Genomic DNA, 26,026 nt, shown 5'->3' with positions numbered 1-26,026 from the left:
GCCGTGACGTTCGCGGTCAGGACAGCCGCAGCGCGATCTCCGGGATCGTCAGCCCTGGCAGGACATAGCGCTCGACCTCGACGAACCCGTGCTTCAGCGCGAACCGCAGCCCGTCCTGGTTGGACTCCAGGACGAGCGTCTCGATCACTCCGGCGCCCGACTCCCGCGCCCGCTCCAGCCCGCGCGCGTACAACTGCTCGCCGAGCCCCTTCCGTCGGTGCTCGGCGAGCACCCGCGCGATCACCGTGACCACGGCCTCGTCGCCCTCGGGCGGGCGGACCGTCGAGCACCCCACGAGGACGTCGCCGACGTACGCGACCTCCATGTGATTGCGCACGGCGCGCTCACGGACGGCGTCGAGGGGCAGGTGGAACGGAGGGACGACCACGTTGTGGACGTGCTGCCAGTCCTTGAGGCCCTGGAGGTCGGCGTCGCCGTCCACGCGTTTGATGAGGAGATCCGTCACGACGGCAGCAAACCCGAGTCCCTGATGAGCCGTCAACCACGTTGTGAGACAGGCGAGATCACACCGCGAGGGGTACCGGCTCGCCCTCGACCGGGTGCTGGTAATGACTCCAGATCTGGTTCAGCTCGTGCTGGTAGTACAGCGGATACAGGCCGGCGATGATCAGGAGGATGAGCCCGATCCAGGGGTTGCAGGTGGGCTGCATCCCGGCCGACTGCTGCATTCTCGCAATGCGCTGGCCGGTGTTGTAGGCCGAGATGAACGGGGGAACGATCAGCACCCAGCCGAGAGTGATGGCCAGCAGGGCCATGACCGGGTTGACCTCGATGCGCGGGTCGAAGTCGCGGGCCTCGCGATTCACCTTGTAGTACCAGACGAGGTGGTAGATACCCAGCGTGATCAGGGGCCAGACCAACCACACGAGAAAGATGTTACGAGTCTTGCCGGCGTGACCAGACATGAAGCACCTCCCGTATCCGGTGAATGCTGGTGCTGTCCACTCGCATGGAAACGCCGATTCCCACCCATACAGTCCAGCACGACCAGCAGGAATACGCACGCCAGCGGATTAGGAGTGACCCCGGCGGCGCCATTCTTCCGCGAGCAGTTCGTAGGAGCGGATCCGGTCCGCGTGGTCGTGGGTGATCGTCGTGATGAGCAGCTCGTCGGCGCCCGTGGCCTCCTGGAGCTGTTCCAGCCGGCCGGCCACGCGGGCCGGGGAGCCGACGAACTGGGTGTCGAGGCGGTCCTGGACCAGGGCCCGGTCCCCATCCGTCCACGGGTGAGCGCGTGCCTCCTCCGGCGTCGGGAACTCGATGGCGCCCTCGGCGGTGCGGATGCTGCGGACCCACGGGCCGTAGCCGGTGGCCAGTTCGCGGGCGGTGGCGTCGTCCTCGGCGACGACGACGTCCGCCGACACGCTGACATACGGCTTGTCGAGGAACTCGGAGGGCTGGAAGAAGGCCCGGTAGCCCTCCACCGCCTCCAGGACCGTGGCCGGGCTGACGTGGTAGTTCGCGGCGAAGCGCAGGCCCCGGGCGCCCGCGACCTCGGCACTCAGGCCGCCGCTGCTGCCCAGGATCCAGACCTCCACGTCGGCGCCCTCGCCCGGGACGACATGCGCCTCGACGCCCTCCGGGGAGCGGTAGGTGCCCTCCAGAAGGGCGAGGATGTCGTCGATCTGCTCGCCGTAGTCCTGCGACTCGGCGCCCGGCTGCTGGAGCAGCTTGCGCTGCAGGGCGATCCGTGGCGAACCGAGCAGGTGCTCGGAGGAGAAGCGGGGCGGGATGAGCAGGCCGTTCGGGGTGCGGCCGTCGACGACCGGCGTCGCGGTCGGCGGCGGGGCCGCCGGTTGTCCCGGCGGGCGGCCGCCCGAGCGGCCCAGGCCCAGATCGAGGCGGCCCGGGTGCAGTGCGTCGAGCAGGCCGAACTCCTCCACGGTGGACAGCGCCGTGCGGTGTCCGAGCTGTACGGCCCCGGAGCCGAGCCGGATCGTGGAGGTGGCGGAGGCGGTCAGGGCCAGGACGACGGCGGGGGACGTACCGACCACGCCCGGGTTGAGGTGGTGCTCGGCGAACCAGTAGCGGGCGTATCCAAGGCGTTCGGCTCGCTGCGCGAGGTCGGCGGAGTTGCGCAGGGCATCGGCCGCGGTCGAGCCGGACGGGACCGGGATCAGGTCGAGGACGCCGAGGGGGATGTCAGACATGGGAGGACTCCTGAGTAATCGGTGACGGCGGAAGGACGGGACCCGTCAACCCACTGGCGTCCGCGTGCAGACGCAGCGCCATCTCGAACCCCGACTTCACGACGCCACCCGCTCGCTCCGTACTTCGTTCCGTACGTCGTCACGGACGTCGTCCGGGTGGGTGAGTCCGAGGTCGTCGCGCAGGGTCGGGCCCTCGTACTCCGTGCGGTAGACGTCCTGGTTTCAGCGGGGACGGGCATGCGGTGATCTCCCGTGTGTCATGGCCGTGCGGACAGCCGTGGGAGGCGAGGAAGAGTTCAGGAGGATGCGAGAGAAGCGCGAGGAAGCGCGGAAAGCGCACCCACAGAGCGCGCGGAGCGCCCACAAGCGCGGCGTTGACCGCGAACGGTGTGCGGGCAGCCGGAGTCGTCAGGCGTGACAGAGAGCGCTGGAGACACGTCGCAGATCGACGTGGAGACGCACGGCCAGGCGCGAGGAGCGGAAGGGAACCAGGGCCGCGTCGTCCGCGGACACCGGCCGGCGGCGCTGCATCGCGACTCCCCTCAGTTCTCCACGGATGACTCTGCCGTTTCGTCGAGCGTTCCTTCCGAAGCCGATGTTCCGTGTATCGGGCACGGTGCGTCAACAGCGCTGTGTTGCGGTCCCGTTGCAACCATGTGCACTGGATGCGCCGCGAGGATGAGGGGTTCCGGCTTCCCGAAAATTCGATAAACCTGCACACCGTTCACCGCGAGGTCGTACGGAACCTGAATAGGCGTCACTTCCGCGCTCACGGTTCACGGTTTTGGCGTGGAAGTGTCCGTATTGAGATCCGATGCCGCCAGTCGTGGGTGCAGCCGGGCGGCAGGCAATGTGAAGGAGTCGGAGTGTTCGGTCATCACGCAGTCACACCGACGCGGTCGGCTTTAGCATTGCGTCCCGTTTTGGACGTCGGATCGGCTGGCTGTCCCCTCGACGGCATGCTTTGATCCTGCGCATGGCGCAAGTCGCCGGGAATGGTTCCCAGTTCGGGAATCAGGCGGGGACTCTGCCATTCAAAAGTGCTTATTCGAAGGGAAACCGCACCTCATGAACCTCACCCCCCAGGTTGAAACGGCCGAGATGTCCGACGCCGAGCTGGACAACATCTCCGGCGGCATCGGGGGCAGCGCCTCCGGCGGCCTCCTCGTCGAGACGCCGCTCGGCGAGCTCGCGGCCGGCCTCTTCTCCGCCGCCTCGGCCGAGGGCGTCACGGCGGGCGGGAACCTGACCGCCACTCGCTGAACCACCACACGTGCCCGCCCACGGGCCCCGGGTCACCCTGATCCGCGGCCCGTGGGCGGTCACGGCGCCGTCACCGCGCACGTCACGGCACCCGTCACGGCACCCGTCACGGCGCCCGTCACGGCGCCCGTCACGACGGCGGGAACACCTGGCCCCGGCATGGAAACCAACCCCCCGCAGCAACAGCCCGACCACCAGGCCACATCGCTTCCCAGGAGCAGTCCTTGCCCTGGAGCAAGTAGTCGGCCGTCGGCAAGGAAATCCCTGCTCGCGCATTCAAGCGACATGCAGAATACGTGCCCAAATTTTGGACGTTTCGTGGGCGTGTAACGCGGCGGCGCAGTGTGGCGCAGAGCTACACGGGTCCGCGCGACGGCCCCTGTGCGTGAAGCAGCGGATTGCACAGCGATGCGTCAGATTGGATTCCAGTGAGCAATACCGACCCGATGCCCGGACAGCATTCCTACAACCATCCCACGGGCGGCCCGCACCGCCGTGAGCGGAACCAGGCCACTGCCCGGCGGACAGCTCTGACGGTCCACACGATCGCTGACATCGCCGCCGGTTTCCTGGGGCTGTGGATCCTCCTCTACCTGCTCGAAGCCAACTCGGCCAATGTCTTCGTCGAGTTCGTGCACGGGACGGCCGACTTGCTGGCCTGGTGGTCACAGGACATCTTCACCATGGACACGGAGGGCCTTCGTGTTCTCCTCAATTACGGTCTGCCGGCCGTGCTTTACCTGCTGGTCGGTCATGGGATCGCCGCGCGGGTCAGCCGCGCCTGATCGCAATCCTTGAACGACACCCAGAAAGACCAACGCCGTGACACCCAACTCATCCGGAACCGATCAACTGCCGATCTACGAGAGCCTCATACGTGAACGCGGCGATGTCGTGGCGGAAGCTCGCGTGGTGGCCGAAGAGACGCAGCACCAGGCAAAGGAAGCACTGCACAGGCCCGTCGGCGGCGCTCAGCGGGAGCCCCGCCCTCAGTGAGCCCGTAGAGCAGCCGAGGCGTCAGCGTCATCGTCGGCGCCATCGGCCCGCTGCGAGACCTTCGTCCTGGCCGTCTGCGCCGAGGTAGTCGACAAGCTCGACCAGTTCCGGCTCGGCGCCCGCTCCCTCGCCCGACCGGAGAAGACCGTCCCCGCCCCAAGCGGCGGCGGCGCTCGCCCGGGCCCGTTCCAGCACGGGCGCCGACAGGTCGATGCCCAGGGCGTACGCGGCGCGACCGGCGGCGAGGCGGGTGACGCGGCCGTTGCCACAGCCGATGTCGAGGACGCGGGCGCTCGGCGCGAGGGCCGCCGCGTCGAGGAGCGGGGTGTTGGCCCCGTCGTTGATGCCGTCGTAGCGGTCCTGGTGGTCCGCCCAGTACCGGCCCTCGTAGCCGCTCCAGGCCGCGGCCTGGTGGGAGTTCACCAGCACGCGGGCTGCCGCCCCGACGCGCCCGGTCCCCACTACCGCTGAGGGCGACGCAGCAGGAAGTTCATCGCGGTCATCGTGAGCACGGGCTCGCCGCGCTGGTTGAGCACCTCGATGCCGGTGTGGACGAGTCCGCGATCCGGCTTCGAGCGGGAGACACGGGCCTGTCGCACCGTCGTACGGATCGACAGACTGTCGCCCGGGCGGACCGGCCGCACCCAGCGCAACTCGTCGACGCCGGGGGAGCCGAGGCTCGCGACCTTGCTGACGTAGTGGTCGGCGTACATCCGCATCATGAGGGCCGTGGTGTGCCAGCCGCTGGCGATCAGCCCCTTGAATGGGCCGTTCTCGGCGGTCTCGGGGTCGGTGTGGATGCTCTGCGGGTCGAAGTCCCCGGCGAACCGGAGGACGTCCTCCTCGCTCACCGTGATGCTGCCGTAGACGTACACCGAACCCGGGACGTAGTCCTCGAAGTACCGATGCTCGATGGGGGTGTCGAAATCCGCGTCGCTCAGTGGGGTGGTGGCGGAGGTCGTCATGGGCGGCACGATAACCGCCGCGTCGGTCCTGCCGCACAAGGCTTTTCGAGAACGCCGCGTACCGCGGCCGGGTGCCGCCTGCGTTCGCAGGTCACCGTGGCCGGTGACAGACTTACGACGTGGCCGTCTGCCTGCCAGTAAGCCTGGCACGACGAGGAGGCCGGATGTCGCCATGCGCAATCGCCGGGGTCGGTTCAAGGCCGTCCGCGCGCCGTCCGCCGAGGCCCGCGGCTCGCAAGATCCAGATCCGCGTGATCCAGGTCCGCAAGATCCAGGTCCGCGCTCCTTGATCTTCGTGATCCAGGTCCGGCCCGGCCGTGCCCACCGTGCGGCCGGCAGGTGTGGAGTCAGACCCTTCCCCGAGGGACTCTGATCGCGCCTCGCCCCGGCAGAAGGACGAAGGAGGTCTTTCACCATGAAGACCTGTATCCGGGACGCTGCCCTGGCCGTGGCCACGGTGTCGACGGCCGTCGCTCTCGCGGCCTGCGGACAGAACGGCGGGGGCGGCGACGGCGCGGAGGGAGCCGCGCAGATCGGCCTGTTGTTGCCGGACGACACCACGGCTCGCTGGGAGACGCAGGACGCGCCCCTGCTGGAGAAGAAGATCAAGGAGCTCTGCGGCGACTGCACGGTCGAGCACGCCAATGCCAAGGGCGATGTGGCCACCCAGCAGAACCAGGTGGAATCCATGATCATCAAGGGGGTTGACGCGATGGTGCTCGTGGCCGTGGACGCCACATCGCTCGGCGGCGCGGTCACGAGGGCGGACCAGGCCGACATCCCGGTGATCGCCTACGACCGACTCGCCGAGGGCCCGATCTCGGGATACGTCTCCTTCGACGGTGAGGCGGTCGGCGAGCTCCAGGGCAGGGCACTCCTCCAGGCCATGGGCCCGAGGGCGGACGGCGGCCAGATCGTCATGATGAACGGTGACCCCACCGACCCCAACGCGGTCTCGTTCAAGAAGGGCGCGCTGTCCGTACTCCAGGACCGGGTGAAGATCGGCAAGTTGTACGACACACCTGTGTGGAGGGCGGAGACGGCCAACATGAACATGTCCAGCTCCCTCTCGGCCCTGGGCGCCGACAACATCCACGGCGTCTACGCCGCCAACGACGGCCTGGCCGCCGGCAGTATCTCCGCCCTCAAGGCGAACAAGGTCAGCCCGCTGCCCCCTGTCACCGGCCAGGACGCCGAGCTCGGAGCCCTGCGGCGCATCGTCGCCGGCGAGCAGTACATGACCGTCTACAAGCCCTTCGGCCCCGAGGCTTCCGCCGGCGCCGCCATGGCCGTGGCCGCGGCCCGCGGTGAGAGTCTCGACGACGTCGCTACGGGACAGGTGCGCGCCAGCACCGGGAAGCTGGTTCCGGCCGTCCTGCTCACCCCGGTCTCCGTGACGGTCGGCAACATCGACGACACCTTGGTGAAGGACGGTGTGTACACGGTCCAGCAGATCTGCACCCCGCAACTCAGGGCGGCCTGCGACAGGGCCGGCCTCACCGGATAGGCCGGTTTCCGGTTTCCGGCTTCCCACCACGGCCGGGCCCCGGGAAGGAGGTGGTTTTCCGTGCCGACTCCGCCCCTGCTGGCGCTGCGCGGTGTGTGCAAGCGCTTCGGCGTCGTCCAGGTCCTCAAGGACGTCGAACTGGAGATTCGTGCCGGCGAGGTCGTGGCGCTGCTGGGTGACAACGGAGCCGGCAAGTCCACCCTGGTGAAGGTGATCTCCGGCGTCGCCCCCGCGGACAGGGGTGTCATCGAGTGGGAGGGCCGAGCGGTCCAGATCAGGCGCCCCCACGACGCCCGGGATCTCGGCATCGCCACCGTCTACCAGGACTTCGCGCTGTGCGGGAATCTCGACATCGTCGGCAACCTGTTCCTCGGACGGGAGGTCCGCAATTACGGGTTCCTCGACGAGGTGGAGATGGAGCGCCGCACCCGGGACCTGCTGGAGCACCTGACGACGGGCGTCCCCGATCTGAGGGCCCCCGTCGTCTCCCTGTCCAGCGGTCAGCGGCAGACGGTCGCCATCGCCCGCTCGATCCTCGGCGACCCGCGGATCCTCCTCCTGGACGAACCGACCGCGTCCCTGGGCTTCGAACAGACCACCCTCGTCCTGGACCTCGTCGACCGGTTGCGCGACCGAGGCCTCGGGGTACTGCTCATCAGCCACAACATGGGCGATGTCAAAGCACTCGCGGACCGGGCGGCGGTGCTGCGGCTCGGTCGCAACAACGGCTTCTTCGATGTGAACACCGTGTCCCAGGAACAGATCATCTCCTCCATCACCGGCGCCACGGAGAACGTGCCCCGCCGCATGGCCCCCCGGGAGGAAGCGTGGTGAAAGGGATACGCAGAACGGCGGACCACACTCGTGCCGACTCCGCCCCTTCCACCGCCGAGCCAGGGCCGCCGCACCGGGGGCGGGACCTCGCCCGTGCTGTGGAGGCCCTGGCCGCCACGTTCCGGCACAGGCTGAGCGCCGGCGAACTGGGCTCGCTCCCGGTCGTCCTCGTCCTGCTCGCGGTCTGGATCGTCTTCCAGATCCTCAACGAGAACTTCCTCTCACCACGGAACCTGTCCAATCTCAGCGTGGACATCGTCGGTACCGGCCTGATCGCGGTCGGTATCGTCTTCGTGCTGCTGATCGGCGAGATCGACCTGTCGGTCGGCTCGATCAGCGGTCTGTCGGCGGCTGTCTTCGCCGTGCTGAACGTGAATCACGGCGTGCCGGAATGGCTCGCCGTCATGGTCGGGGTGCTCGTGGGGACCGCGGCGGGGACCGTTCAGGGCCTGTCCTTCGCGAGGACCCGAGTGCCCGCGTTCGTCGTCACGCTCGCGGGGCTGCTGGCCTGGAACGGCCTCATGCTCTACATCCTCGGTACCAGTGGCACCATCAACATCGACGAGAACGGTTTCGTCGCCAAGCTGACAAGTCACTACTTCTCCAACGACGCCGCCGCCTACGGTCTGGCGGCGGTCGGTGCGGGCCTGGTCTTCCTCGCGTCCTACTGGGACAGGCGCCGCCGCAGGGCTGTCGGCATGCCGCACCGCTCGCTCCTGGAGATCGGAGTACGTACGGGAGTGCTCGCGGTGATCGCGTTCGCCGCCGCCTATGTGCTCAACCGGTTCCAGGGCCTGCCGCTGGCTCTCCTGGTCTTCCTCGTCCTGGTGGCCGGCCTGGACGTCATCCTCCGCCGTACGCACTACGGGCGGCAGGTCTACGCACTCGGCGGCGGTGTCGAGGCGGCCCTCCGTGCCAGCCTCAGGGTGGTGCGCGTGCAGACGGCGGTACTCGCTGTCTCCGGCACGATGGCCGCGATCGGCGGCCTGTTCCTCGCCTCACGGATCACCTCGGTGAGCCAGACCTCGGGCTCGGGCGTCCTGCTGCTGAACGCCATCGCGGCAGCGGTCATCGGAGGCACCAGCCTGTTCGGGGGACGCGGGAGGACGTGGTCCGCGGTGCTCGGCATCCTGGTCATCGAGTCGGTCGCCTCGGGCATGGCGATCACGGACACCCCCATCGCCGTCCAGTTCATGATCACCGGAGGGGTGCTGTTCGCCGCCGTGGTCATCGACTCGCTGTCGCGGCGCACCCAGGAGGCACACGGCCGGGCCTGACGAGTCCGTGATCAGCGATGCGGTGCGGGATCGGGGGCGAAAGGCCGGGCCCGGGCGATGAGCAGAGCGACGTCGTCGTGGTCGTCGGGGTGCCGGAGGTCGTGCAGGAGCCGGTCGCAGGTTTCCTCCAGGGGGGAGTCGCCGGCGGCGAGCAGGTGCACGAGCGTGTCGAGGCGGTCGTCGATGGCGTGCTCGCGGGTTTCGACGAGTCCGTCGGTGTACAGGACCAGTTGGTCGCCGGGCGTGAGGCTGAGGGTGGTGGTTTCGAAGGGGACGCCGCCGACGCCGAGGGGGGTGCCGGTGGGCAGGTCGAGCAGTTGGGGGTACCTGCCGTCGCGGACGAGGACCGGGGGCAGATGGCCGGCGTTGGCGATGTGGCACTCGGCGCGGTGGGGATCGTAGGCGGCGTAGACGCAGGTGGCGATGTACTGCTCCAGCCTGGAGGTGATCGTGTCGAGGTGCTCGAGGACCCGGGCGGGGTCGAGGTCGAGTTCGGCGAAGGCGGCGGTGGCGGTGCGCAGGCGGCCCATGGCGGCGGCGGCGTCGATGCCGCTGCCCATGACGTCGCCCACGACCAGTGCGGTCCTGTCTCCCTTGAGCGGGAGGACGTCGTACCAGTCGCCGCCGACCTCGTAGGCGGCCTGTGCCGGCTGGTACCGGGAAGCGACCAGCAGGCCGGGAAGGTGGGGCGGGTGGTCCGGAAGCAGGCTGCGTTGCAGGGTCTCGGCGGCGTTGCGCACGCTCTGGTGCGTACGGGCGTTGTCGATGCACACCGCGGTGCGGGAGGCCAGCTCGGCGGCGATGGCGAGGTCGTCCTCGTCGAAGGGCCGCGGATCGCGGGCGCGGGCGAGACCGACGAAGCCGAGGATCGTGCCGCGGGCGGTGAGCGGAACGGCCAGGTAGGAGTGCACTCCGGCGCGGGCCAGGCGGGTGGCGGACCGCTCGTCGGGGGCGATGAGCGTCAGGTCGTTTCCGTCGGCGTGCCGGATCAGGACGGGCCGGCCGGTCCGCACGCAGCGAGTGGCCAGACGGTCGGCGTCGTACGAGGCGACCTGGCCCGGCGGACCCGCGGCGTGGACGGCTTCGGTGGGGTAGGCGGCCCGCACCGCGAGGGCGCGGAAGAACGCGGGGCCGCTGCGGGCGGTGGGGCGGTGCTCATCGAGGACGGACTCGAGTACGTCGACGACCGCTACGTCGGAGAAGTCGGCGATGGTGACCTCGGCCAGCTCCCGGGCTGTCTGTTCGACCTCCAGGGTGGTGCCGATGCGGGCGGAGCCGTCGGCGATCAGGGCCAGACGCCGTCGGGTCTCGGTGGCCTCCATGGCCGACTGATGCCGCTCGGTGACGTCCACCACCAGCTCGGCCACCCCGAGCACCCGCCCCTGGGCGTCCTCCAGCCGGTACACCGAGAGCGACCAGGCATGCTGGTGCTCCGGGTCGGCCCTGGTGCGGGCGACGATGGTGTTCTGCTCGACCGTAGGGTTCCCGGTCTTGAGGACCTGCCGCATCGCGGCCTCGGCCTCATCGAACTCCGGGGCGCTCATGATCTCGCGGTAGTAGTGGCCGAGGTGGTCCTCCGCGGGGATGCCGTGGATCCGCTCCAGGGCGGGGTTGACGGCCGCATACCGCAGATCGGTGTCGAGGATCGCGATCCCGATCGGGGACTGGGAGATCAGCCGCGTGGACAGGGCGACGTCCCGCTCCACCTCGCGCAGCGTGGGCGAGTCGGTGCCGAGCCCGAGGGCGTAGAAGTCGCCGCGGTCGTCCAGCAGCCGCATGTTGCGCCACTCCACCATCCGCGTGCTGCCGTCCTTGCACCGGACGGGGAACGAGCCGCCCCAGCTCTGACCGGTCTTCATGACGTCGGTGAACTTCTCGATCACCCAGTCCCAGTGCTCTTCGTGCACGAGCAGCCGCGCGGCGTACTGGCCGAGCGCCTCCTCGGCGGTATGGCCGTACAGCTTCTCGGCCTGCGGACTCCACAGGACGATCCGTCCTTGGGCGTCCAGCAGGACCGCCGAGACGGCGAGGAGGTCCATCAGCCCGCTCGGCCGCGGTGGTTCACCCTCCGGCGGGCGGGCGTCCGCCCGGCCGATGTCCGCCGGAGACCTATCGGATTCGCTCATCGCAGGCACTTCTTCCGCCGCCTGGGGGCGCCCGGGCGGGCCGTTGCGCCGGCCCGGACCTGGAGCACGGCCAGTCTGCGTCAGCAGGCGCTTCGCTTCCATGGTCTCTCGGACCACCGGACAGCACATCCCGTTCACCCGGGCACTTCGGCCGCGTACGGGTTCAGCCCCCGTGGGCCGGGTCTGTACGGGGGCGGGGGCAGTGCGGTGCTCGGGGCCGACCCCGACCACACGAGGGGCGCGGACCTTGCGGCAACATCGGACAGACTTCCAGAGTCGAGCGGGTCAGTGTCCTGGTTCAACCCTTGACGGAGTCCTGCGCGGCGAAGGTGCGGAGAAGCGTGCTGAGGGCCTCGCGGAGCACGCGGCGGTCCGCCTCACCGCGGGGCCAGGCCCGCCGGTGCAGGGCGAAGCCGTCCAGCATGGCGACCACCATCGGGGCGCGCCGAGTGGCGTGACTGATCCCGAGGGCGCGCAGTGACGCCTCCGCGGCCCGCTCGATGCTGGCCATGATCTGGTGGGCCGTGGCCTGTAGTTGGGGCCGGCGGGCGCACTCCAGGTAGATCTCGAACTGCGCCGTCAACTCGCTCTGCGGCGTACTGAGCAGCTGCTCCAGGAACGGTTCGATCGACTCCTCCGGCCCCAGAGCGGCTTCGTCGATCATCCTGAGCGCTTCCTCGACGCGTGCCGAGATGCGGTCGGCGACGACCTGCAGGGCCGCGGCGATCAGGTCGTCGAGGGAGGAGAAGAAATAGCTGGTGGTCGACAGCGGCATACCCGCCCGGGCCGCGATCGACCGATGCGTCGCCTTGCCCACGCCGCCCTCGGCGATGACCTCGATGGCCGCCTCCAGGAGTGCGGTGCGACGCGCTTGACCGCTGGCTCGGTGCGTCGCGGGGCGAATGGGCATGGGCAAAACCCTATCGCGGAGTTGTCGCGGAGTCTGGACATGCGTCCACACTTGCTGAACACTCTGGACGCGTGTCCGAACATGCTCATAGTCGGATGTAGTGAACAGGGGCGCGCTCAGCGTCCTCGCCCCATGTGTTCCGCATGTGTTCCGCCCGACATCAACAGCAGGGAGCGCGATCATGGCCCACGCCGTACTCGTCCGGTCGGCTGCCACGGCGGCCCCCGTATGAGCGGCCACCACGACGTCCGGGAACAGATCGCGGATGCCTGCCGACGGCTGGCGGCCCGCGGACTGGTCATCGAGGGGGCCGGAAACATCAGCGTACGAGTGGGTGACGAGGTCGTGGTCACCGCCACCGAGGCCCGGTTCGCGGAGATGACAGCCGAACAGGTCGTCGTCGTCGATCTCGACGGCAAGGCGGTCCTCGGCGATCTCGAACCGACCTCGGAGCTGGCACTGCACCTCGGTGTCTACCGACGCTTCGGCGCCGCGGCCGTCGTGCACACCCATGCTCCGATGGCGACGGCGGTCGGCCTCGTCGTGGACGAACTGCCGTGCGTGCACTACTACATGCTGAAGCTCGGCGGTGCCGTGCGCGTCGCACCGTATGCCACATGGGGCACACCCGAGCTGGCCGACCACGTGCTCACCGCCCTGGACGGCAAGTCGGCCGCGCTGATGGCCAACCACGGCGCGGTCACCCACGCGGCCTCCCTCGAAGCGGCGGTCGAGCGGAGTCTTCTGCTCGAGTGGGCGTGCGAGCTCTACTGGCACGCGGCGTCGATGGGCACTCCGCGGGCTCTCGACGAGGAACAGCAGCAGGCCGTCATCGCGGCGGCGCTGGCGCGCATGAACGGCAAGCCCACCGGAACACCCGAGGAGAAGTCATGACCGCGGCCCCCGACATGACCGTGATCGCACTGGGTGCGCATGTCCTGGACACCCTCGTGAGTCCGGTCGAGCAGATTCCCGAAGGCCAGGGCGGACAGCTCGTCGAGCAGATCAAGGTGACGGCGGCCGGCCCCGCCGGCGGCACCGCGCTCGTTCTCGCCAAGCTCGGTGCCACCGTGCGCAGCGCGGGAGCCGTCGGCACCGACACGATCGGCGACCAGCTGCTCGCGCTGCTCGCCCGCGACGGCGTGGACACCTCGCTTCTGCTGCGCCGCGACGGAACGCAGACCTCGGCCAGCGTGGTAGCCGTCCGGCCGGACGGATCGCACCCCACCCTCCACGTCATCGGGGCCAACGGCGGCTACGGGCCGGACGACGCGCCCTGGGACGCCATCACCGCGGCCACGCACCTGCATCTCGGGGCGCCGGAACTCATGGGCGGTGAAGCCGCGGCGAAGGTCCTGTCGTTCGCGCGCGACCACGGGGTGACCACCTCCGTCGACTGCATCGTCCCCGGCGAGGCCGCCTGGCTGGACTGGATCGCGGCCTGCCTGCCGTACGTGGACTATCTGCTGCCCAACGACGACCAGGTCCTCGGCTGGACCGGCACCACCGACCTGGTGACGGGCTGCCGCGCACTGCTCGACCGCGGTGCCGGATGCGTCGTCGCCACCGCGGGAGCGGCCGGCGCCGTGATCGTCACGGCCGACGGTGAGCACACCGTTCCCGCGTTCGCCGTCGATGTCGTCGACACCACCGGGTGCGGAGACTCGTTCTCCGCCGGCTTCCTGCGTGGGCTCTCGCTGGGACACGACGCGCCCGAGGCAGCCGTACTCGGCTGTGCCACGGCCGCCCAGGTGGCCGGCGGGCTCGGCACCGACCACGGCGACTACGACCTCGCCGCCATACAGGCCTTCGCCGCCGGCGCACCGACCATCGACAGGTGATGCGGGATGCCGTCCTCCACGTCTTCCACGTCCTCCACGTCCTCCACCCGGAACGCCGATGTCGTGGTGGTCGGCGCGGGGCTCGCGGGGCTGACCGCCGCCCGCCGGCTCGTCGCCGCCGGACACAGTGTCACGGTCCTCGAAGCACGTGACCGCGTCGGCGGGCGCACCCTCAACCACGACCTCGGCGACGGACAGGTCGTCGAGGCCGGCGGCCAGTTCGTGGGCCCGACCCAGAACCATGTGCTCGCCCTCGCCGACGAACTCGGCATCGACACGTTTCCCGCGTACGACGAGGGCGCGGCGGTGTACGTACGCGGCGGACGCGGCACGCGGTACACCGGCGACATCCCACCGGACCTGCTCGCGCTCCCGGACATCGGCGTCACCATGGCCCGGATCGCCCGCCTCACCCGGCAGGTTCCGCTGCACGCGCCCTGGGAGGCCCGGCACGCACGCCGCCTGGACGCGCTCACCCTCGACAGCTGGATCCGCCGCACCACCCTGGGCACGGGCGGACTGGACCTGATGAACGCCTTCCTCGGCTCCGCGTACGGCGCGACCGCCGCGGACGCCTCGCTGCTGTTCAGCCTCCACTACGTCGCCGGCATGGGCTCCGAAGGAGTACCGGGCACGCTGGAGCGCGGCATCGGAACGAAGGACGGCGCACAGGAACGCCGGTTCGTCGGAGGCTCGCAGCGCCTGTCGACCACCATGGCCGAGCGGCTCGACGGGCGTGTGGTCCTCGGCTCGCCCGTCCGCGCCGTCGAACAGGACGGCCGCGGCGTCACGGTGCGCACCGACAGCGGCGCCTGGACCTGCCGCCGGGTCGTCGTCGCCGTACCGCCCGCGCTGGCCGCCCGGATCCACTGGTCCCCACTGCTTCCGCCCGAGCAGGACGCGCTCTTCAGCCGGCTGACCTTCGGTCGGCTGATGAAGTGCGAGGCCGTCTACGACGAGCCGTTCTGGCGCGGGGACGGGCTGTCCGGCCAGGGCGTCTTCCGCGCCGGCTCGACGGTGTGCTCGATGTTCGACAACTCGCCGCCCAGCGGCAAGCCGGGTGTCCTGATGGGCTTCCTCGGCGGCCGCCAGTGGCGTGCCTGGGCGCACCGTCCCGCACACGAACGACGCGGCGCGGTGCTGCGGGCCTTCGCCCAGGTCGTGGGGCGGGGCGCGCTGCGGCCCGCCGACTACTTCGAGCAGGACTGGACCACCGAGGAGTGGACCCGGGGCGGGCCCACCGCGATCGCCGCCCCCGGTGTGCTCACCGACCTGGGCGCGTGGCGGGACAGGCCGTTCGGCCGCGTCCACTGGGCCGGGGCCGAGCACTCCGACTACTGGAACGGCTACATGGACGGGGCCGTCCGCTCCGGCAGGGACACCGCACGCGCCGTCATCGAACAGGAGAGCTGACATGGCCGCCGTCACCGAAGTGACCGAACGCGCCGTACTCGCCGTGCCCCTCCGCCGCGTCTGGGAGGTCACCTCCGCGACCGACCGCTACGCGGAGTGGGTGGACGGCGTCCTGGAAGTCACCGCCCACCACGGCACCGCCGAAGTGGGCAGGACCTACTCCGAACGCAACCGGACCGTCGGCCCCCTGACCACCCGCTCCACGTGGACCGTTCGCGAGATCGACCCCCTGCGGCGACGGGTCGACACCGGAACGGGCTTCGAGCCCATGCACGGCATGACCAACATCTTCGAGTTCCGCCGCCTCACCTTCGACGACGGCACCGAGGGCACCGAGATGACGTACAGCGTCCGCTACCGGCCCGGCCTCGGCGTGGTCGGCCGCACCATCGACAGACTCCAGCAGCCCGGCCTGCGCAAGGCCTTCCAGACGTCGATGCGCAACCTGGAGGACCTCATCGTGGCCGAGGGCGACACCGGGACGACGACGCCATAGCGGCCACCGCGCCCTTCAGGGGCGCGGGGAACTGCGCGACCAGCCACAACGCACCCGCACCGACCCACAAGGTGACCTCGCCGGTCGCCCGGAGGCGCCCCCACTCGCCCCGGCATGGCCCCCGGCGCCCGGGCGGATAGCATCGGGGTTTCGGCGTGGTTCCGAGCAAGAGGCGACGATCATGGATCCGGGCGCGGTTTCACCGCCCACAGCGAGCATCAGCCTGCGTCAGTTGCTGATGGCGCTGGGTGACTCGCTGGTGGAGGTACAGGCCGCTCCCGCCGGACTCGACGTCGAGATCCGCGGCGTCACCCTGCTCGACCCCGTGGACCCGCCGTCCGCCCATCCTGGCGAGCTGGTCCTCGTCATCGGTGCCCGTGGCCGCGCCGCCTTTCCCGCGCTGCGGGCCGCCGGGCGCGACCAGGCCGCCGCCGTCGTGGTCAAACTGGACGGTCCCGGCCAGGCGGCGGCCGTGAGCGCGACCGCCGCCGAGGCCGGCGTCGCCCTGCTCTCCCTGCGCAGCGAAGCACGCTGGGAGCAGGTGATCTCGCTGGCCCGCGCAGCCCTCGACGACGCGCCGCCGGGCCACCCCGGCGAAGGGGCCGAGGAGGGCGACCTGTTCTCGCTCGCCCAGACCACCGCCATCCTCACCAGCGGCATCGTCAGCATCGAGGACGCCGCCCACCGGGTGCTGGCCTACTCCCGCTCCACCGACTCCGACGAGATCGACGACCTGCGGCGGCGCTCCATCCTCGGCTGGCAGGGACCGGAGGCGTATCTGGCGAAGCTGCGTGAGTGGGGCGTGTTCCAGCACCTGCACTCCAGCGACGACGTGATCGGCATCGACAGCCACCCCGAGCTGGGGATCCGCCGCCGGCTCGCGGTGGCCATCCGGTCCGGTGACCGGCAACTGGGCACCATCTGGGTGCAGGAGGGTTCGACGCCGCTGTCCGAACGCTCGGACCAGGCACTGCTGGGCGCCGCCCGGGTCGCCGCGCACCATCTGGTACGCCGCCGCCGGGAGCTCTCGGAGGACCTGACGCTCACCCGGACCCTGCTGGCCGGGCTGCTGGAGGGGAGCACCGGGCCGCAGCCGCTGGCCACCCACCTGGGATTCGACGTGACCCGCCCGGCCGCCGTCCTGGGCTTCTCGTACGGAACCTCGGAGGCGGTCACTGCACCGGAGCTGACCCACACCGAGGTCACCAACCTCGTCTCCGTGCACATCGCCGCCCGGCACCGCAGCGCGCTGGTCACTCAGGTCGATCCCCGTATCTACGTGCTTCTGCCCCAGCTGCCCCGCAGCATCGACACCGACACCCTGCGCGGCTGGGCCCAGGAGATCACCGAGGCCGCACACCGCCATCTGGGACTGCCGCTGCGCGGCTCGGTCGGTTGCCTGGTACCCGGGCTCGGCACCGCACCCGAGTCACGTCGCGAGGCCGACCGGATCCTCGACGCCATGGTGAGCGCCGGCGTGTCCGCCGCGGTCGCCGCGCTGCCGGACATCCAGGCGGAAGTGCTGGTCAGCGAAGTGCTGACGCTGCTCTCCGACCACGCCGAGATACGGGATCCCCGACTGACGGCCCTGGTGGCGCACGACAGCCGGCACCAGGGACAGCTCGCCGAGTCCCTGCTGGCCTACCTGAATTCCTTCGGTGACGTACGGGCGGCCGCCGCCCAGCTGCATGTGCACCCCAACACGCTGCGCTACCGCATTCGCCGGGCCGAGGAGCTGACCGGTCTCGATCTGAGCCGTCCGGACCAGCGTCTGCTCGCCATGCTCCAGCTGCGGCTGCCGCCCGCCACCTGACCCGGCCCCTCGTACGACGACGCCCTTCCGCATTGGCCGATCGGACAGCCATCGAGGACTAGTTTGTCGTCTTCCACAAACACCTCGGCCCCTGGCCCTCCATAAGCTTGCGCAAATCCATTTCCGCAGGTGATGCGGTCCGCCTCCCACGAGGAGACGGAGCAAGGCGCGGACGTGCTGTGACGACCATGTCACCAGTACGGCATCCGGATACCGCGCCCCGTGCCGTGAACGCTTTCGGAAATCGTCAGGACCATGACCGCCCCGCCCCGCCCTGCGTAAGTCCGGCCTGCTCGTCCCCGCCATCGAAGCGATCCGGCGATCCGACTGTCCGGCTGACCGGTCGGATCTCGGGCAGCCACTCCCCACCATGGCCCTCCCAACCACTCAATGGATGTCCACATGACTACACGTCCCCCTGAGTCACTGGCCCCCGACACTGCATCGCCAACAGGTGGTCAGTCCCCGGAGCAGCCCGGTCTTCAGGCCGGCCTCAAGAATCGCCATCTGTCCATGATCGCCATCGGCGGGGTCATCGGCGCCGGTCTCTTCGTCGGCTCCGCCTCCGGTATCGCCGCCGCCGGGCCCGGCATCCTGCTGTCGTACGCGCTGGTCGGCGCCCTGGTCGTCTTCGTCATGCGGATGCTCGGCGAGATGGCCGCGGCCAACCCGACCTCCGGCTCCTTCTCCGCCTACGCGGACCGGGCGCTGGGCCGCTGGGCCGGGTTCTCGATCGGCTGGCTGTACTGGTTCTTCTGGGTCGTCGTGCTCGCCGTGGAGGCGACGGCGGGTGCCGTGATCCTGGAAGGGTGGGTTCCGGCCGTACCCCAGTGGGCCTGGGCGCTGATCGTGATGGTGGTCCTCACCGCCACGAACCTGATCTCCGTCGGTTCCTTCGGCGAGTTCGAGTTCTGGTTCGCCGGCATCAAGGTCGTCGCCATCTCGGGCTTCATCCTCATCGGCGGCCTGGCGATCTTCGGTGTGCTGCCCGGCGCCGAGGGCGCCGCGACAGGCTTCGGCAACCTCACCGAGCACGGCGGCTTCCTGCCGAACGGGCCCGGCGCGATCCTCACCGGCATCCTGCTGGTCGTGTTCTCCTTCATGGGCAGCGAGATCGTCACCCTCGCCGCCGGTGAGTCCGCGGACGCGGAGCGGGCGGTCGCCAAGGCGACCCGGAGCGTGATCTGGCGGGTCGGCGTCTTCTACGTCGGCTCGATCCTCGTCGTGGTCTCCCTGCTGCCGTGGAACGACCCCGCGATCGAGAAGAAGGGCTCGTACGTCGCGGCCCTCGACACGATCGGCATCCCGCACGCCGGCGAGATCATGAACTTCATCGTGCTGACCGCCGTGCTGTCCTGTCTCAACTCCGGCCTCTACACCGCCTCCCGGATGGCCTTCTCCCTCGGGCAGCGCGGCGACGCCCCGCAGGCCTTCACACGGACGAACACCGGGGGTGTCCCGCAGACCGCGATCCTGGCCTCCGTGGCCTTCGGCTTCGTGGCGGTCGCCTTCAACTACCTGTGGCCGGACACGGTCTTCCAGTTCCTGCTGAACTCCTCGGGCGCGGTCGCGCTCTTCGTGTGGCTGGTCATCTGCTTCTCGCAACTGAAGATGCGCGGGATCATCCTGCGCGAGAGCCCGGAGAAGCTGGTCGTCCGGATGTGGCTGTTCCCGTACCTGACGTGGGCGACGATCGCGATGATCTCGTTCGTGCTCGTCTACATGCTCACCGACGACAGCGAGGGCGGCGGACGGATCCAGGTACTGCTCTCGGTGCTCGTCGCCGCGCTGGTGGTCGCGATCTCGCTGGTCCGCGAGCGGACCCGCCGCCAGAACACCCCGGAGACGGCCGGGTCCCGATAACCACCACCGCGCGACTCCCGCACGACCTCCCCGACAGGGCCCCCACGGCCCCGACAAGCCACCCCCCACGGCCCCGGCTCCCCGCCTTCCACGGCGGGGAGCCGCGTCGGTTCCGGGCACGGGGCCATTCCGGGGCGCGGGGCGTCGGCGGAGCGGGATCGCCCGGTGGCCGGCTGCCGGCCACCGGGCCCGCGTCGGCCGCCACCACCAGCGGGCCGCGCGGGGTCATCTTCGGGCTCGCGGAGAGCCCCGTGGCACGGGACCACGGCCGCGACTTCCACCCGCTCGCCGAACGGCTGACGCGGCACTGCTCCTGCTCCGCGAACCGGCCGCTCGCGAACCGCTCCTCTGCGAACCGCCTGTCCCCGAACCGGCCGTCCCGCGGACCGCCTGTCCCCGAACCGGCCGCCCCCGAACCAGCCGTCCCCCCAGACCGCGTGTCCCCAACCGGCCGTCCCCGAGTCGGCCGTCCCGAGTCGGCGTGAGACGCCAGGCGCGGCAGCGGGCAGGAGGCTTCTGTCCCACCATCCAGCCCAGCAGCCGACGAGTAGCCGCCGTGCCGCGGCCGGCGTAGACCGCGCCGCGACGGGGCCGCCGGCTGACCGCCCGGTCGGCGGAGCGCTGCCCCGGCCCCGTGGCGCGATCCCTCGTATCGTGGAACCACATCCGATGACGGTCGGCGCCGAGGCAGGCAGCACATGAGGGAACCGCAGATCGACTACGAGGCGGTCTTCCGGGCCCTGCCCGGCATGGTGGCGCTGCTGACTCCCGACCTGGTGTACGCTGACGCCAACGAGGACTTCCTGCACCTGGCCGGGCGCACCCGCGCGCAGCTGGTGGGCCGCTACATCTTCGACGTCTTCCCCGAGAACCCGAACGACCCCGCCGCGGCCGGCATGCGCGACGTCCGGGCGTCGATGCTGCGCGTGGTGGCCACCGGCAACCGCGACACCATGGCGCTGCAGCGCTACGACGTCCAGGATCCCGAGCGGCAGAACCAGTGGGTCGAACGCTACTGGAGCCCGGTCAACGCACCCGTCCACGGCCCCGACGGGCGCGTGGTGCTGATCCTGCACCGGGTGGAGGAGGTCACCGAACTCCTCCGTGCCCGGGGCAGGACAGGGAGCAGCCAAGCCCGCGTGCTGGAAGCCGAGCTCTACACCCGCGCCCGTGAACTGCAGGAGCTCAACGAAAGCCTGCGGCAGGCGCACGCCCGCGACCGTGAGGTCGCCCTTGCCCTGCAGGCGGCCATGCTGCCCGTCGCGAGCCCGGACATCGGGCACAACGGAGCGACCGTACGCTACCGGCCCGCCGCCGGCGCGCTGAACGTGTGCGGCGACTGGTACGACATGATCGACCTGCCCGGCGACCGCATCGCCGTCGCCGTCGGCGACGTCGTCGGACACGGCCTCTCGGCCGCATGCGTCATGGGACAGCTGCGCAGCGCACTCAGCGCGGCGGCCCGCGTCGCCGAGGGCCCGGCCCAGGCCCTGGATGTCCTCGGCCTGTACGCCCGCTCGGTGGAGGGCGCCGAGTCGACCACCGTGGTGAAGGCCTTCATCGACTGGGACCGCCACACCATCACCTACAGCAGTGCCGGCCACCCTCCGCCCGCCCTGCTGCACGCCGACGGCACCGTGGCCTTCCTCAACCAGGCCACCGACCCACCGCTGGGCGCCCGCCCAAAACACATCCCCCGCCCTCAGGCCCAGGTGTCCTTCGCCGAGGGCGCCACCCTGGTCCTGTACACCGACGGCCTGATCGAGCGCCGCGACGAGGACATCGACACCGGTCTGGCCCGCCTCGCCGACTGCCTGACCCGCCATCGGCAGGCCGACCCGGAGTCCCTGGCCGACACCCTGCTGGGCGACCTTCTCCCCGCCACCGGCGACACGGACGACACCGCTTTGGTCGTCATCCGCCTCTGACCGGCTTTTCGGCGACGGCCGGCCCGCGGCCCGGGGTGGGCCGAGTGGCCCGGATGAGGGTCTTCCAGCCCTTGGCGACTGGGCACAGCCCACCGGACGCTGGCCATATGCAGGAGAACGACGGCTTTCGCGCGCTCGATCGACAGGAGTGCCTGCGCCTTCTGACGAAGGTGCCGGTCGGCCGTGTCGTGTACACCCGGCAGGCGCTGCCCACGGTGCTCCCGGTCAACTTCTCGCTGGACACGGACTCTTCCGTGCTGCTGTGCACCTCGGCGGCCTCGGACCTCGTCCGCGCGATCGGCGGTGCCGTGGTGGCCTTCGAGGCGGACGAATTCAACGCCGTTGAGCAGTCGGGCTGGAGTGTCATCGTCACGGGCAGGGCGACCGTGGTGACCGACCCCACCGAACACGCCCGGCTGACGCGGACCGGCCCCCGCCCGTGGGCGGCCACGCACGACGGGATCTTCGTACGCATCGAACCCGAGATGGTCACGGGGCGACAACTTGTCGGCGGGCGCACCCTGTACGGAGTGGACGCCTCCTGATCAGCCGTGTGCGCGCAGTTCCAGCAGTTCCGGGGCGAGGATGACGACGGTGCCGCGCTCGACCTCGATCAGGACATCGCGACGCAGCCGGGCCAGGGCGCGGTTCACGGTTACGCGCGTGACCCCGAGCAGATCGGCGAGAGCCTGCTGGCTGCCGGGCAGGGGCACTCGGCGGCTTCGCGTGTCCGCGGCGCGGTCCAGCAGCCAGGCCGCCAGCCGCGCTTCGGCCGGCAGCGTCGCCGTTGCCGTCAGCCTCTCCTGCTGTCGCCGAGCGTGCCCGGCGAGCACGCGCAGCACGTGGGCCCGTACCGATGACACGTCGTCGACCAGAGCCAGGAAGTGGTCGCGCGGCAGGGTCCGTACCCCGCACGGAGTGAGTGCGGTGAGGGTCGCGGTGTGTCCTCCGCCGTCGATCACGGCGATCTTGTCCAGCGCGCAGGGTGCCGCCCATTCCCCGAAACGCAGCACACGCCCCGTTCCTGTCACCGTGCCGGCGGCCACTCGACCGCGCAGCAGCAGGATGAGGTGAGCCGCGGGATCGCCCACGGTGCGCAGCACCTGCCCGGCGGGGACCGTACGAGGTGAGGAGACTGCCCACAGGTGCCGCAGTGAGGTGTCGGGGAGCGAAGCCAGCAACGGTATTCCGCTCAACGATCGCCACCGCGGGGGTGTATCGGGCGATACAGACCTGGTCACCCCGCGACAGTACCGTCAGCCGCATGCTGATCCTCGAACTCGCCTTCACCAGCTCTCCGGAACGCCTCGCCGCACGCCCTGCGCACCGTCAGCGGCTGGCGCGTCTGCAGGCTGACGGCCACCTCGTGGCCGCGGGGCCGTGGGCGGACGACAGTGGCGCCGTGCTGATCTTCGACGTGGACCGCTCGCGACTCGACGCGATCATCAACGCCGATCCGTACTACGGCACTTCGGGCGTCCGGGTGGCAGGGGTGCGGGAGTGGACCCCCATCATCGGCCTCGACGCGCCGGGGCACCCGAACCAGCACCGGTGACGAGGAGTTGGGTTCGAGAAGGAAAAGGGCCCCGTGCTCAGGATCTTTGGCCAATCCGCTCCCCACACGGGCGGCGGACTTGGCACGGTAGGAGCATGACAAGCACCGACCAGGATGCCCCGGACACTCCGGACGGCTCCAACACCCCCCGCACAGCAGGCAATTCGACCGCCAGTTCCGGCCGCGTGACGGCGCCCCAGGCCATGCGTGGCGCGGCGTCCCAGCTCGGCGAACTGCTCGGCACCGCCCCGGAGTCCGTCTCCGCGCTCCGGCCGGCGCCGGACGGCTGGACGGCCGATGTGGAGGTGGTGGAGCTGGAACGGGTCCCCGACACCATGACCGTCATGGCGACCTACCGGGTCAGCCTGGACGCCCAGGGCCAACTCCTCGGCTACGAGCGGGCGCGCCGCTATGCCCGCGGCCAACTCGACCGTGGGCGTTGACAGTTCAGTTCAAGTAAGGCGCTGTTTTCGGTCTTCGCCGTGAACACCTCCGCCGCCGCCCCCGTACGTACAAGTGGCGCGGCACCCGGCCGGGTGCCGTACCGACGTGTATACCGGGGCAATCGGGCCGCCTGGTGTCACGCCGAGAACGGAGCACAGCGAAGGGAACCGAAAACGTGACCGTCATGACGCAGACCGGCGGGGTGCAACCCGCCGCCACCTCCAGCGGTTCGGGGACCGCCGGCCTCTACGACATCCTCGAACTCATCCTGGACCGCGGGCTCGTCATCGACGTGTTCGTTCGTGTCTCGCTGGTCGGTATCGAGATCCTCAAGATCGACATACGGATCGTCATCGCCAGCGTGGACACATATCTCCGCTTCGCCGAGGCCTGCAACCGCCTCGACCTGGAGTCGGGCCGCAAGGCCCCGGCCAGGCTCACCGACCTCGTCGGCGACATGGTCGAGAGCGGCGCCCGGGGCAAGACCGGCGGCGCGATCAGCGGCGCCATCGACGCGATCAGCGATGTCTTCGACCGCGACGACAAGGAGGAGCGGTGAGCAGCGCTCCGACGAGCGAATCCGCGGCGGAACCGACCCCGGGGCAGGCACCGGGGCCGGCACCGGGGACGCCACAGGAACCGACACCGGAGCCGGCACCGGAAGCGCCCCGGTACGTCTACGCCGTCACCGGCTCCGACCACCCCCTGAGGCTCGACGGCCTGCGGACCGTCGGCGGCGACGCGGGCGGCTCCCTGAGCACGGTGGTCCACGGCGGTCTCGCCGCCGTAGTCAGCCCCGCTCCCCCGGACCTTCGCCCCAAACGCCGTGACCTCGCCGCCCACCAGGAGCTGCAGGAAAGGCTGATGGCCGACGGAGCGGTCCTCCCCATGCGGTTCGGTCTGCTCGCCCCCGACGACGACGCCGTCAAAAGGGCCTTGGAGGAGAAGGGCGAGGAGTTCACCCGCAAGCTCGTCGAACTGCACGGCACCACCGAGTTCAACCTCAAGGCCGCGCGCTCCCAGGAGGACCTGCTGCGCGAGGTGCTCACCGAGTCCGACGAGGCCCGCCGTCTCAACGAGCGCACCCGTGACGGCAACGGCACCTACGAGGACCGCGTCGCCCTCGGCGAGCTGGTGGCCCGACAGGTCGACGCCCGGCAGCGGCTGCTGGCCGAGCGGGTCGTCCAGCAGCTGTCCGGTCTGGCCCGGGCCCGGGTCCAGGCGGCCCCGGCGAAGGACGACTTCCTCAACGTCTCGTTCCTCGTCTCACGCTCCCGCGCCCACGAGTTCACCGAAGCGGGAGAGCGGCTGGCGCGCGACTACGGCGAGGGGTACGAATTCCGGCTGCGCGGTCCCCTGCCCCCGTACAGCTTCGCCGCCTGACCCATGGGCCTGCTGACCGGCATCCTCACCTTCCCGTTCGCGCCCCTGCGCACCACCCTCTGGGCCGCCGAGCAGGTACTGAACGCCGCCGAAGCGGAGTACTACGACCCGGCGCCGGTCAGGCAGGCCCTCGTCGAACTGGAACGCGCCCTGCTGGACGGACGTATCGACGAGGACGAGTACGACCGCCGCGAGGACGAACTGCTGGACCGACTCGACGAAATCACCACGCGGAGACGAGCCCCCCGACCATGACACAACCGGTAGCAGGCGGACTCGGCGGAGCGCCCCGTTTTCCGTCCCCGTACGACCAGGCGCCCGGCGGCCAGGGCGCCTCCCTGGCCGACATCCTCGAACGGGTTCTCGACAAGGGTGTGGTGATCGCGGGCGACATCCGGATCAACCTGCTCGACATCGAGTTGCTCACCATCAAGCTGCGACTCGTCGTCGCCTCCGTCGACAAGGCGAAGGAGATGGGCATCGACTGGTGGGAGTCCGACCCCTCCCTCTCCTCCCGGGCCGGCCGTCCGGACCGGTCTCTCACCGAGGAGAACGAACGCCTGCGCGCGGAGATCGCCGCGCTGCGGGCGACCGACAGGAGCCAGGCCCCGTGACCAACACGACTGACACGACTGATGCAATGGACGCGGTCGGCACGACCCGCACGACCGGCACGACTGGCACGACTGGCACGGACATCGTCTACGCCTACGCGGTCCTGCGCCGTACGTCGGAGGCGGCCGAGGCGGTGGCCGGCCTGCGCGGCGTTGCCGGAGAGCGGATACGCCTGCTGGGGTCCGCTGACCCCAGCTCGGAGCTGGCCGCGGCCGTCGGCCCCGTCCCGGCCGCGGACTTCGACGAGCAACCCCTCAAAGCCCATCTGGAGGACCTGCGCTGGCTGGAATCCACGGCCCGCGCCCATCACGCCGTCGTCGCGGCCCTCGCCGGGCTCGGCGCCACCGTCCTGCCGCTGCGCCTGGCCACCGTCTATCTCGACGAGGACCGCGTCCGGCAGACGCTCGACGACCGTCGCGACGACTTCCTGCCCCTGCTGGACCGTCTGACGGGCCATGTGGAACTCGGCGTCAAAGTCTACGCCGCCCCTGACGCCGCGTCACCCGATCCCCGCCCCGGCCCGGACCCGGCCGCCGCCCCGGCCGCGGACCTCAACCCCGGCCGCGCCTACCTCGCCGGACGGCGCCGGATGCGCCGCACCGCCGAGGACGCCTGGCAGGCGGCCG

General features: G+C 70.4%; 28 protein-coding genes. 20 read left to right on the top strand and 8 right to left on the bottom strand.

All coding sequences use genetic code 11. The features are described 5' to 3' along the window. Nucleotides 1-16 precede the first annotated feature (16 nt). The 3 genes from FE633_RS29155 to FE633_RS29145 form a co-directional block, all read right to left on the bottom strand. Complete coding sequence (locus FE633_RS29155; RefSeq protein WP_138048170.1) at nucleotides 17-466, bottom strand: GNAT family N-acetyltransferase; 450 nt, start codon at nucleotides 464-466, stop codon at nucleotides 17-19. A 58-nt stretch (nucleotides 467-524) separates the two neighbouring features. Beyond that, nucleotides 525-887: a DUF4234 domain-containing protein gene (locus tag FE633_RS29150; RefSeq protein WP_212747292.1), complete on the bottom strand. Its 363-nt coding sequence runs from the start codon at nucleotides 885-887 to the stop codon at nucleotides 525-527. A 147-nt stretch (nucleotides 888-1,034) separates the two neighbouring features. Further along, on the bottom strand, nucleotides 1,035-2,171 hold the full coding sequence (locus tag FE633_RS29145; protein ID WP_138048168.1) for an LLM class flavin-dependent oxidoreductase: 1,137 nt from the start codon (nucleotides 2,169-2,171) through the stop codon (nucleotides 1,035-1,037). 1,068 nt (nucleotides 2,172-3,239) lie between these two features. Between FE633_RS29145 and FE633_RS29140 the strand changes: the two genes are divergently transcribed. Beyond that, nucleotides 3,240-3,434: a hypothetical protein gene (locus FE633_RS29140; protein WP_138048167.1), complete on the top strand. Its 195-nt coding sequence runs from the start codon at nucleotides 3,240-3,242 to the stop codon at nucleotides 3,432-3,434. Nucleotides 3,435-3,880: 446 nt separating this feature from the next. Next, nucleotides 3,881-4,219 carry a hypothetical protein gene (locus FE633_RS29135; protein WP_138048220.1) on the top strand — a complete coding sequence of 113 codons (339 nt, stop codon included), beginning with the start codon at nucleotides 3,881-3,883 and terminating at the stop codon, nucleotides 4,217-4,219. 238 nt (nucleotides 4,220-4,457) lie between these two features. On the opposite strand, the gene FE633_RS49855 is transcribed toward FE633_RS29135, so the two are convergent. Further along, nucleotides 4,458-4,859, bottom strand: coding sequence for a class I SAM-dependent methyltransferase (locus FE633_RS49855; RefSeq protein WP_138048166.1), 402 nt, complete (start codon nucleotides 4,857-4,859; stop codon nucleotides 4,458-4,460). 32 nt (nucleotides 4,860-4,891) lie between these two features. Further along, nucleotides 4,892-5,395: a MaoC family dehydratase gene (locus tag FE633_RS29125; RefSeq protein ID WP_138048165.1), complete on the bottom strand. Its 504-nt coding sequence runs from the start codon at nucleotides 5,393-5,395 to the stop codon at nucleotides 4,892-4,894. A gap of 415 nt (nucleotides 5,396-5,810) precedes the next feature. On the opposite strand from FE633_RS29125, the gene FE633_RS29120 reads away from it, so the two are divergent. From FE633_RS29120 to FE633_RS29110, 3 genes are read left to right on the top strand one after another with little or no spacing between them, the layout of a single operon-like run. Then, complete coding sequence (locus tag FE633_RS29120) at nucleotides 5,811-6,902, top strand: sugar ABC transporter substrate-binding protein (protein ID WP_138048164.1); 1,092 nt, start codon at nucleotides 5,811-5,813, stop codon at nucleotides 6,900-6,902. A gap of 60 nt (nucleotides 6,903-6,962) precedes the next feature. Continuing rightward, entirely contained in the window at nucleotides 6,963-7,736 is a 774-nt protein-coding gene (locus FE633_RS29115; protein ID WP_138048163.1) for an ATP-binding cassette domain-containing protein, read from the top strand. Next, complete coding sequence (locus tag FE633_RS29110) at nucleotides 7,730-9,013, top strand: sugar ABC transporter permease (protein ID WP_138048162.1); 1,284 nt, start codon at nucleotides 7,730-7,732, stop codon at nucleotides 9,011-9,013. Before FE633_RS29115 ends, FE633_RS29110 begins: the two co-directional genes overlap by 7 nt. An 11-nt stretch (nucleotides 9,014-9,024) precedes the next feature. Here the strand turns inward: FE633_RS29110 and FE633_RS29105 are convergent, their stop codons facing one another. Both FE633_RS29105 and FE633_RS29100 read right to left on the bottom strand, forming a co-directional pair. Then, nucleotides 9,025-11,139 (bottom strand): SpoIIE family protein phosphatase, encoded by a 2,115-nt coding sequence (locus tag FE633_RS29105; RefSeq protein ID WP_138048161.1) that lies wholly within the window; start codon nucleotides 11,137-11,139, stop codon nucleotides 9,025-9,027. A 298-nt stretch (nucleotides 11,140-11,437) separates the two neighbouring features. Further along, nucleotides 11,438-12,049, bottom strand: coding sequence for a TetR/AcrR family transcriptional regulator (locus tag FE633_RS29100; RefSeq protein ID WP_171060163.1), 612 nt, complete (start codon nucleotides 12,047-12,049; stop codon nucleotides 11,438-11,440). A gap of 228 nt (nucleotides 12,050-12,277) precedes the next feature. On the opposite strand from FE633_RS29100, the gene FE633_RS29095 reads away from it, so the two are divergent. The 8 genes from FE633_RS29095 to FE633_RS29060 all read left to right on the top strand — a co-directional run bounded on the left by FE633_RS29095 (nucleotide 12,278) and on the right by FE633_RS29060 (nucleotide 21,948). Further along, on the top strand, nucleotides 12,278-12,943 hold the full coding sequence (locus tag FE633_RS29095) for a class II aldolase/adducin family protein (protein ID WP_138048159.1): 666 nt from the start codon (nucleotides 12,278-12,280) through the stop codon (nucleotides 12,941-12,943). Then, complete coding sequence (locus FE633_RS29090; protein ID WP_138048158.1) at nucleotides 12,940-13,890, top strand: carbohydrate kinase family protein; 951 nt, start codon at nucleotides 12,940-12,942, stop codon at nucleotides 13,888-13,890. The genes FE633_RS29095 and FE633_RS29090 overlap by 4 nt, the downstream gene beginning before the upstream one ends. A gap of 6 nt (nucleotides 13,891-13,896) precedes the next feature. Beyond that, on the top strand, nucleotides 13,897-15,303 hold the full coding sequence (locus tag FE633_RS29085; RefSeq protein ID WP_138048157.1) for a flavin monoamine oxidase family protein: 1,407 nt from the start codon (nucleotides 13,897-13,899) through the stop codon (nucleotides 15,301-15,303). Between the two features lies 1 nt (nucleotide 15,304). Further along, a complete protein-coding gene (locus FE633_RS29080; protein ID WP_138048156.1) occupies nucleotides 15,305-15,799 on the top strand; it encodes an SRPBCC family protein in 495 nt (164 codons plus the stop codon). 181 nt (nucleotides 15,800-15,980) lie between these two features. Next, nucleotides 15,981-17,612, top strand: a complete 1,632-nt coding sequence (locus tag FE633_RS29075; RefSeq protein WP_246113876.1) for a PucR family transcriptional regulator — start codon at nucleotides 15,981-15,983, stop codon at nucleotides 17,610-17,612. A 402-nt stretch (nucleotides 17,613-18,014) separates the two neighbouring features. After that, nucleotides 18,015-19,475: an amino acid permease gene (locus tag FE633_RS29070; protein WP_138048155.1), complete on the top strand. Its 1,461-nt coding sequence runs from the start codon at nucleotides 18,015-18,017 to the stop codon at nucleotides 19,473-19,475. Between the two features lie 698 nt (nucleotides 19,476-20,173). Next, the gene (locus tag FE633_RS29065; RefSeq protein WP_138048154.1) at nucleotides 20,174-21,403 is read left to right on the top strand and encodes a PP2C family protein-serine/threonine phosphatase; all 1,230 of its coding nucleotides are present in this window, start codon (nucleotides 20,174-20,176) and stop codon (nucleotides 21,401-21,403) included. Nucleotides 21,404-21,510: 107 nt separating this feature from the next. After that, nucleotides 21,511-21,948: a pyridoxamine 5'-phosphate oxidase family protein gene (locus tag FE633_RS29060; RefSeq protein WP_138048153.1), complete on the top strand. Its 438-nt coding sequence runs from the start codon at nucleotides 21,511-21,513 to the stop codon at nucleotides 21,946-21,948. Here FE633_RS29060 and FE633_RS29055 read toward each other — a convergent pair whose 3' ends face one another. Next, entirely contained in the window at nucleotides 21,949-22,584 is a 636-nt protein-coding gene (locus FE633_RS29055) for a Crp/Fnr family transcriptional regulator (RefSeq protein WP_246113875.1), read from the bottom strand. It abuts the gene before it with no gap. Nucleotides 22,585-22,667: 83 nt separating this feature from the next. On the opposite strand from FE633_RS29055, the gene FE633_RS29050 reads away from it, so the two are divergent. From FE633_RS29050 to FE633_RS29020, 7 genes are all read left to right on the top strand, one after another. Continuing rightward, nucleotides 22,668-22,958 carry a YciI family protein gene (locus FE633_RS29050; RefSeq protein ID WP_138048152.1) on the top strand — a complete coding sequence of 97 codons (291 nt, stop codon included), beginning with the start codon at nucleotides 22,668-22,670 and terminating at the stop codon, nucleotides 22,956-22,958. A 95-nt stretch (nucleotides 22,959-23,053) separates the two neighbouring features. After that, nucleotides 23,054-23,401, top strand: coding sequence for a gas vesicle protein GvpO (locus FE633_RS29045; RefSeq protein ID WP_138048151.1), 348 nt, complete (start codon nucleotides 23,054-23,056; stop codon nucleotides 23,399-23,401). A gap of 185 nt (nucleotides 23,402-23,586) precedes the next feature. Next, nucleotides 23,587-23,961, top strand: coding sequence for a gas vesicle protein GvpJ (gene gvpJ / locus FE633_RS29040; protein ID WP_119106611.1), 375 nt, complete (start codon nucleotides 23,587-23,589; stop codon nucleotides 23,959-23,961). After that, nucleotides 23,958-24,785, top strand: coding sequence for a GvpL/GvpF family gas vesicle protein (locus FE633_RS29035; protein WP_138048150.1), 828 nt, complete (start codon nucleotides 23,958-23,960; stop codon nucleotides 24,783-24,785). Before gvpJ (FE633_RS29040) ends, FE633_RS29035 begins: the two co-directional genes overlap by 4 nt. 3 nt (nucleotides 24,786-24,788) lie before the next feature. Next, complete coding sequence (locus FE633_RS29030; protein WP_138048149.1) at nucleotides 24,789-25,040, top strand: gas vesicle protein GvpG; 252 nt, start codon at nucleotides 24,789-24,791, stop codon at nucleotides 25,038-25,040. Next, nucleotides 25,037-25,399 (top strand): gas vesicle protein, encoded by a 363-nt coding sequence (gene gvpJ, locus FE633_RS29025; RefSeq protein ID WP_138048148.1) that lies wholly within the window; start codon nucleotides 25,037-25,039, stop codon nucleotides 25,397-25,399. Before FE633_RS29030 ends, gvpJ (FE633_RS29025) begins: the two co-directional genes overlap by 4 nt. Further along, the coding region (locus tag FE633_RS29020) for a GvpL/GvpF family gas vesicle protein (RefSeq protein ID WP_246113874.1) at nucleotides 25,396-26,026 on the top strand (631 nt) is incomplete at its 3' end. The genes gvpJ (FE633_RS29025) and FE633_RS29020, both read left to right, overlap by 4 nt.

The organism is Streptomyces montanus, from assembly GCF_005786655.1.
GTDB classification, from domain to species: Bacteria; Actinomycetota; Actinomycetes; order Streptomycetales; family Streptomycetaceae; genus Streptomyces; species Streptomyces sporangiiformans.
Note: the sequence above shows the minus strand (reverse complement) of the source record. Positions and strands in the feature narration are given on the sequence as shown.

Excerpts from the sequence above, each read along its gene's own strand:
- FE633_RS29145 (WP_138048168.1), bottom strand. The coding sequence starts at position 2,171 with ATGTCTGACATCCCCCTCGGCGTCCTCGACCTGATCCCGGTCCCGTCC.
- FE633_RS29140 (WP_138048167.1), top strand. The coding sequence starts at position 3,240 with ATGAACCTCACCCCCCAGGTTGAAACGGCCGAGATGTCCGACGCCGAG.
- FE633_RS29135 (WP_138048220.1), top strand. The coding sequence starts at position 3,881 with ATGCCCGGACAGCATTCCTACAACCATCCCACGGGCGGCCCGCACCGC.
- FE633_RS29125 (WP_138048165.1), bottom strand. The coding sequence starts at position 5,395 with ATGACGACCTCCGCCACCACCCCACTGAGCGACGCGGATTTCGACACC.
- FE633_RS29120 (WP_138048164.1), top strand. The coding sequence starts at position 5,811 with ATGAAGACCTGTATCCGGGACGCTGCCCTGGCCGTGGCCACGGTGTCG.
- FE633_RS29105 (WP_138048161.1), bottom strand. The coding sequence starts at position 11,139 with ATGAGCGAATCCGATAGGTCTCCGGCGGACATCGGCCGGGCGGACGCC.
- FE633_RS29100 (WP_171060163.1), bottom strand. The coding sequence starts at position 12,049 with ATGCCCATTCGCCCCGCGACGCACCGAGCCAGCGGTCAAGCGCGTCGC.
- FE633_RS29095 (WP_138048159.1), top strand. The coding sequence starts at position 12,278 with ATGAGCGGCCACCACGACGTCCGGGAACAGATCGCGGATGCCTGCCGA.
- FE633_RS29090 (WP_138048158.1), top strand. The coding sequence starts at position 12,940 with ATGACCGCGGCCCCCGACATGACCGTGATCGCACTGGGTGCGCATGTC.
- FE633_RS29085 (WP_138048157.1), top strand. The coding sequence starts at position 13,897 with ATGCCGTCCTCCACGTCTTCCACGTCCTCCACGTCCTCCACCCGGAAC.
- FE633_RS29080 (WP_138048156.1), top strand. The coding sequence starts at position 15,305 with ATGGCCGCCGTCACCGAAGTGACCGAACGCGCCGTACTCGCCGTGCCC.
- FE633_RS29075 (WP_246113876.1), top strand. The coding sequence starts at position 15,981 with ATGGATCCGGGCGCGGTTTCACCGCCCACAGCGAGCATCAGCCTGCGT.
- FE633_RS29070 (WP_138048155.1), top strand. The coding sequence starts at position 18,015 with ATGACTACACGTCCCCCTGAGTCACTGGCCCCCGACACTGCATCGCCA.
- FE633_RS29065 (WP_138048154.1), top strand. The coding sequence starts at position 20,174 with ATGAGGGAACCGCAGATCGACTACGAGGCGGTCTTCCGGGCCCTGCCC.
- FE633_RS29060 (WP_138048153.1), top strand. The coding sequence starts at position 21,511 with ATGCAGGAGAACGACGGCTTTCGCGCGCTCGATCGACAGGAGTGCCTG.
- FE633_RS29050 (WP_138048152.1), top strand. The coding sequence starts at position 22,668 with ATGCTGATCCTCGAACTCGCCTTCACCAGCTCTCCGGAACGCCTCGCC.
- FE633_RS29045 (WP_138048151.1), top strand. The coding sequence starts at position 23,054 with ATGACAAGCACCGACCAGGATGCCCCGGACACTCCGGACGGCTCCAAC.
- gvpJ (WP_119106611.1), top strand. The coding sequence starts at position 23,587 with ATGACGCAGACCGGCGGGGTGCAACCCGCCGCCACCTCCAGCGGTTCG.
- FE633_RS29030 (WP_138048149.1), top strand. The coding sequence starts at position 24,789 with ATGGGCCTGCTGACCGGCATCCTCACCTTCCCGTTCGCGCCCCTGCGC.
- gvpJ (WP_138048148.1), top strand. The coding sequence starts at position 25,037 with ATGACACAACCGGTAGCAGGCGGACTCGGCGGAGCGCCCCGTTTTCCG.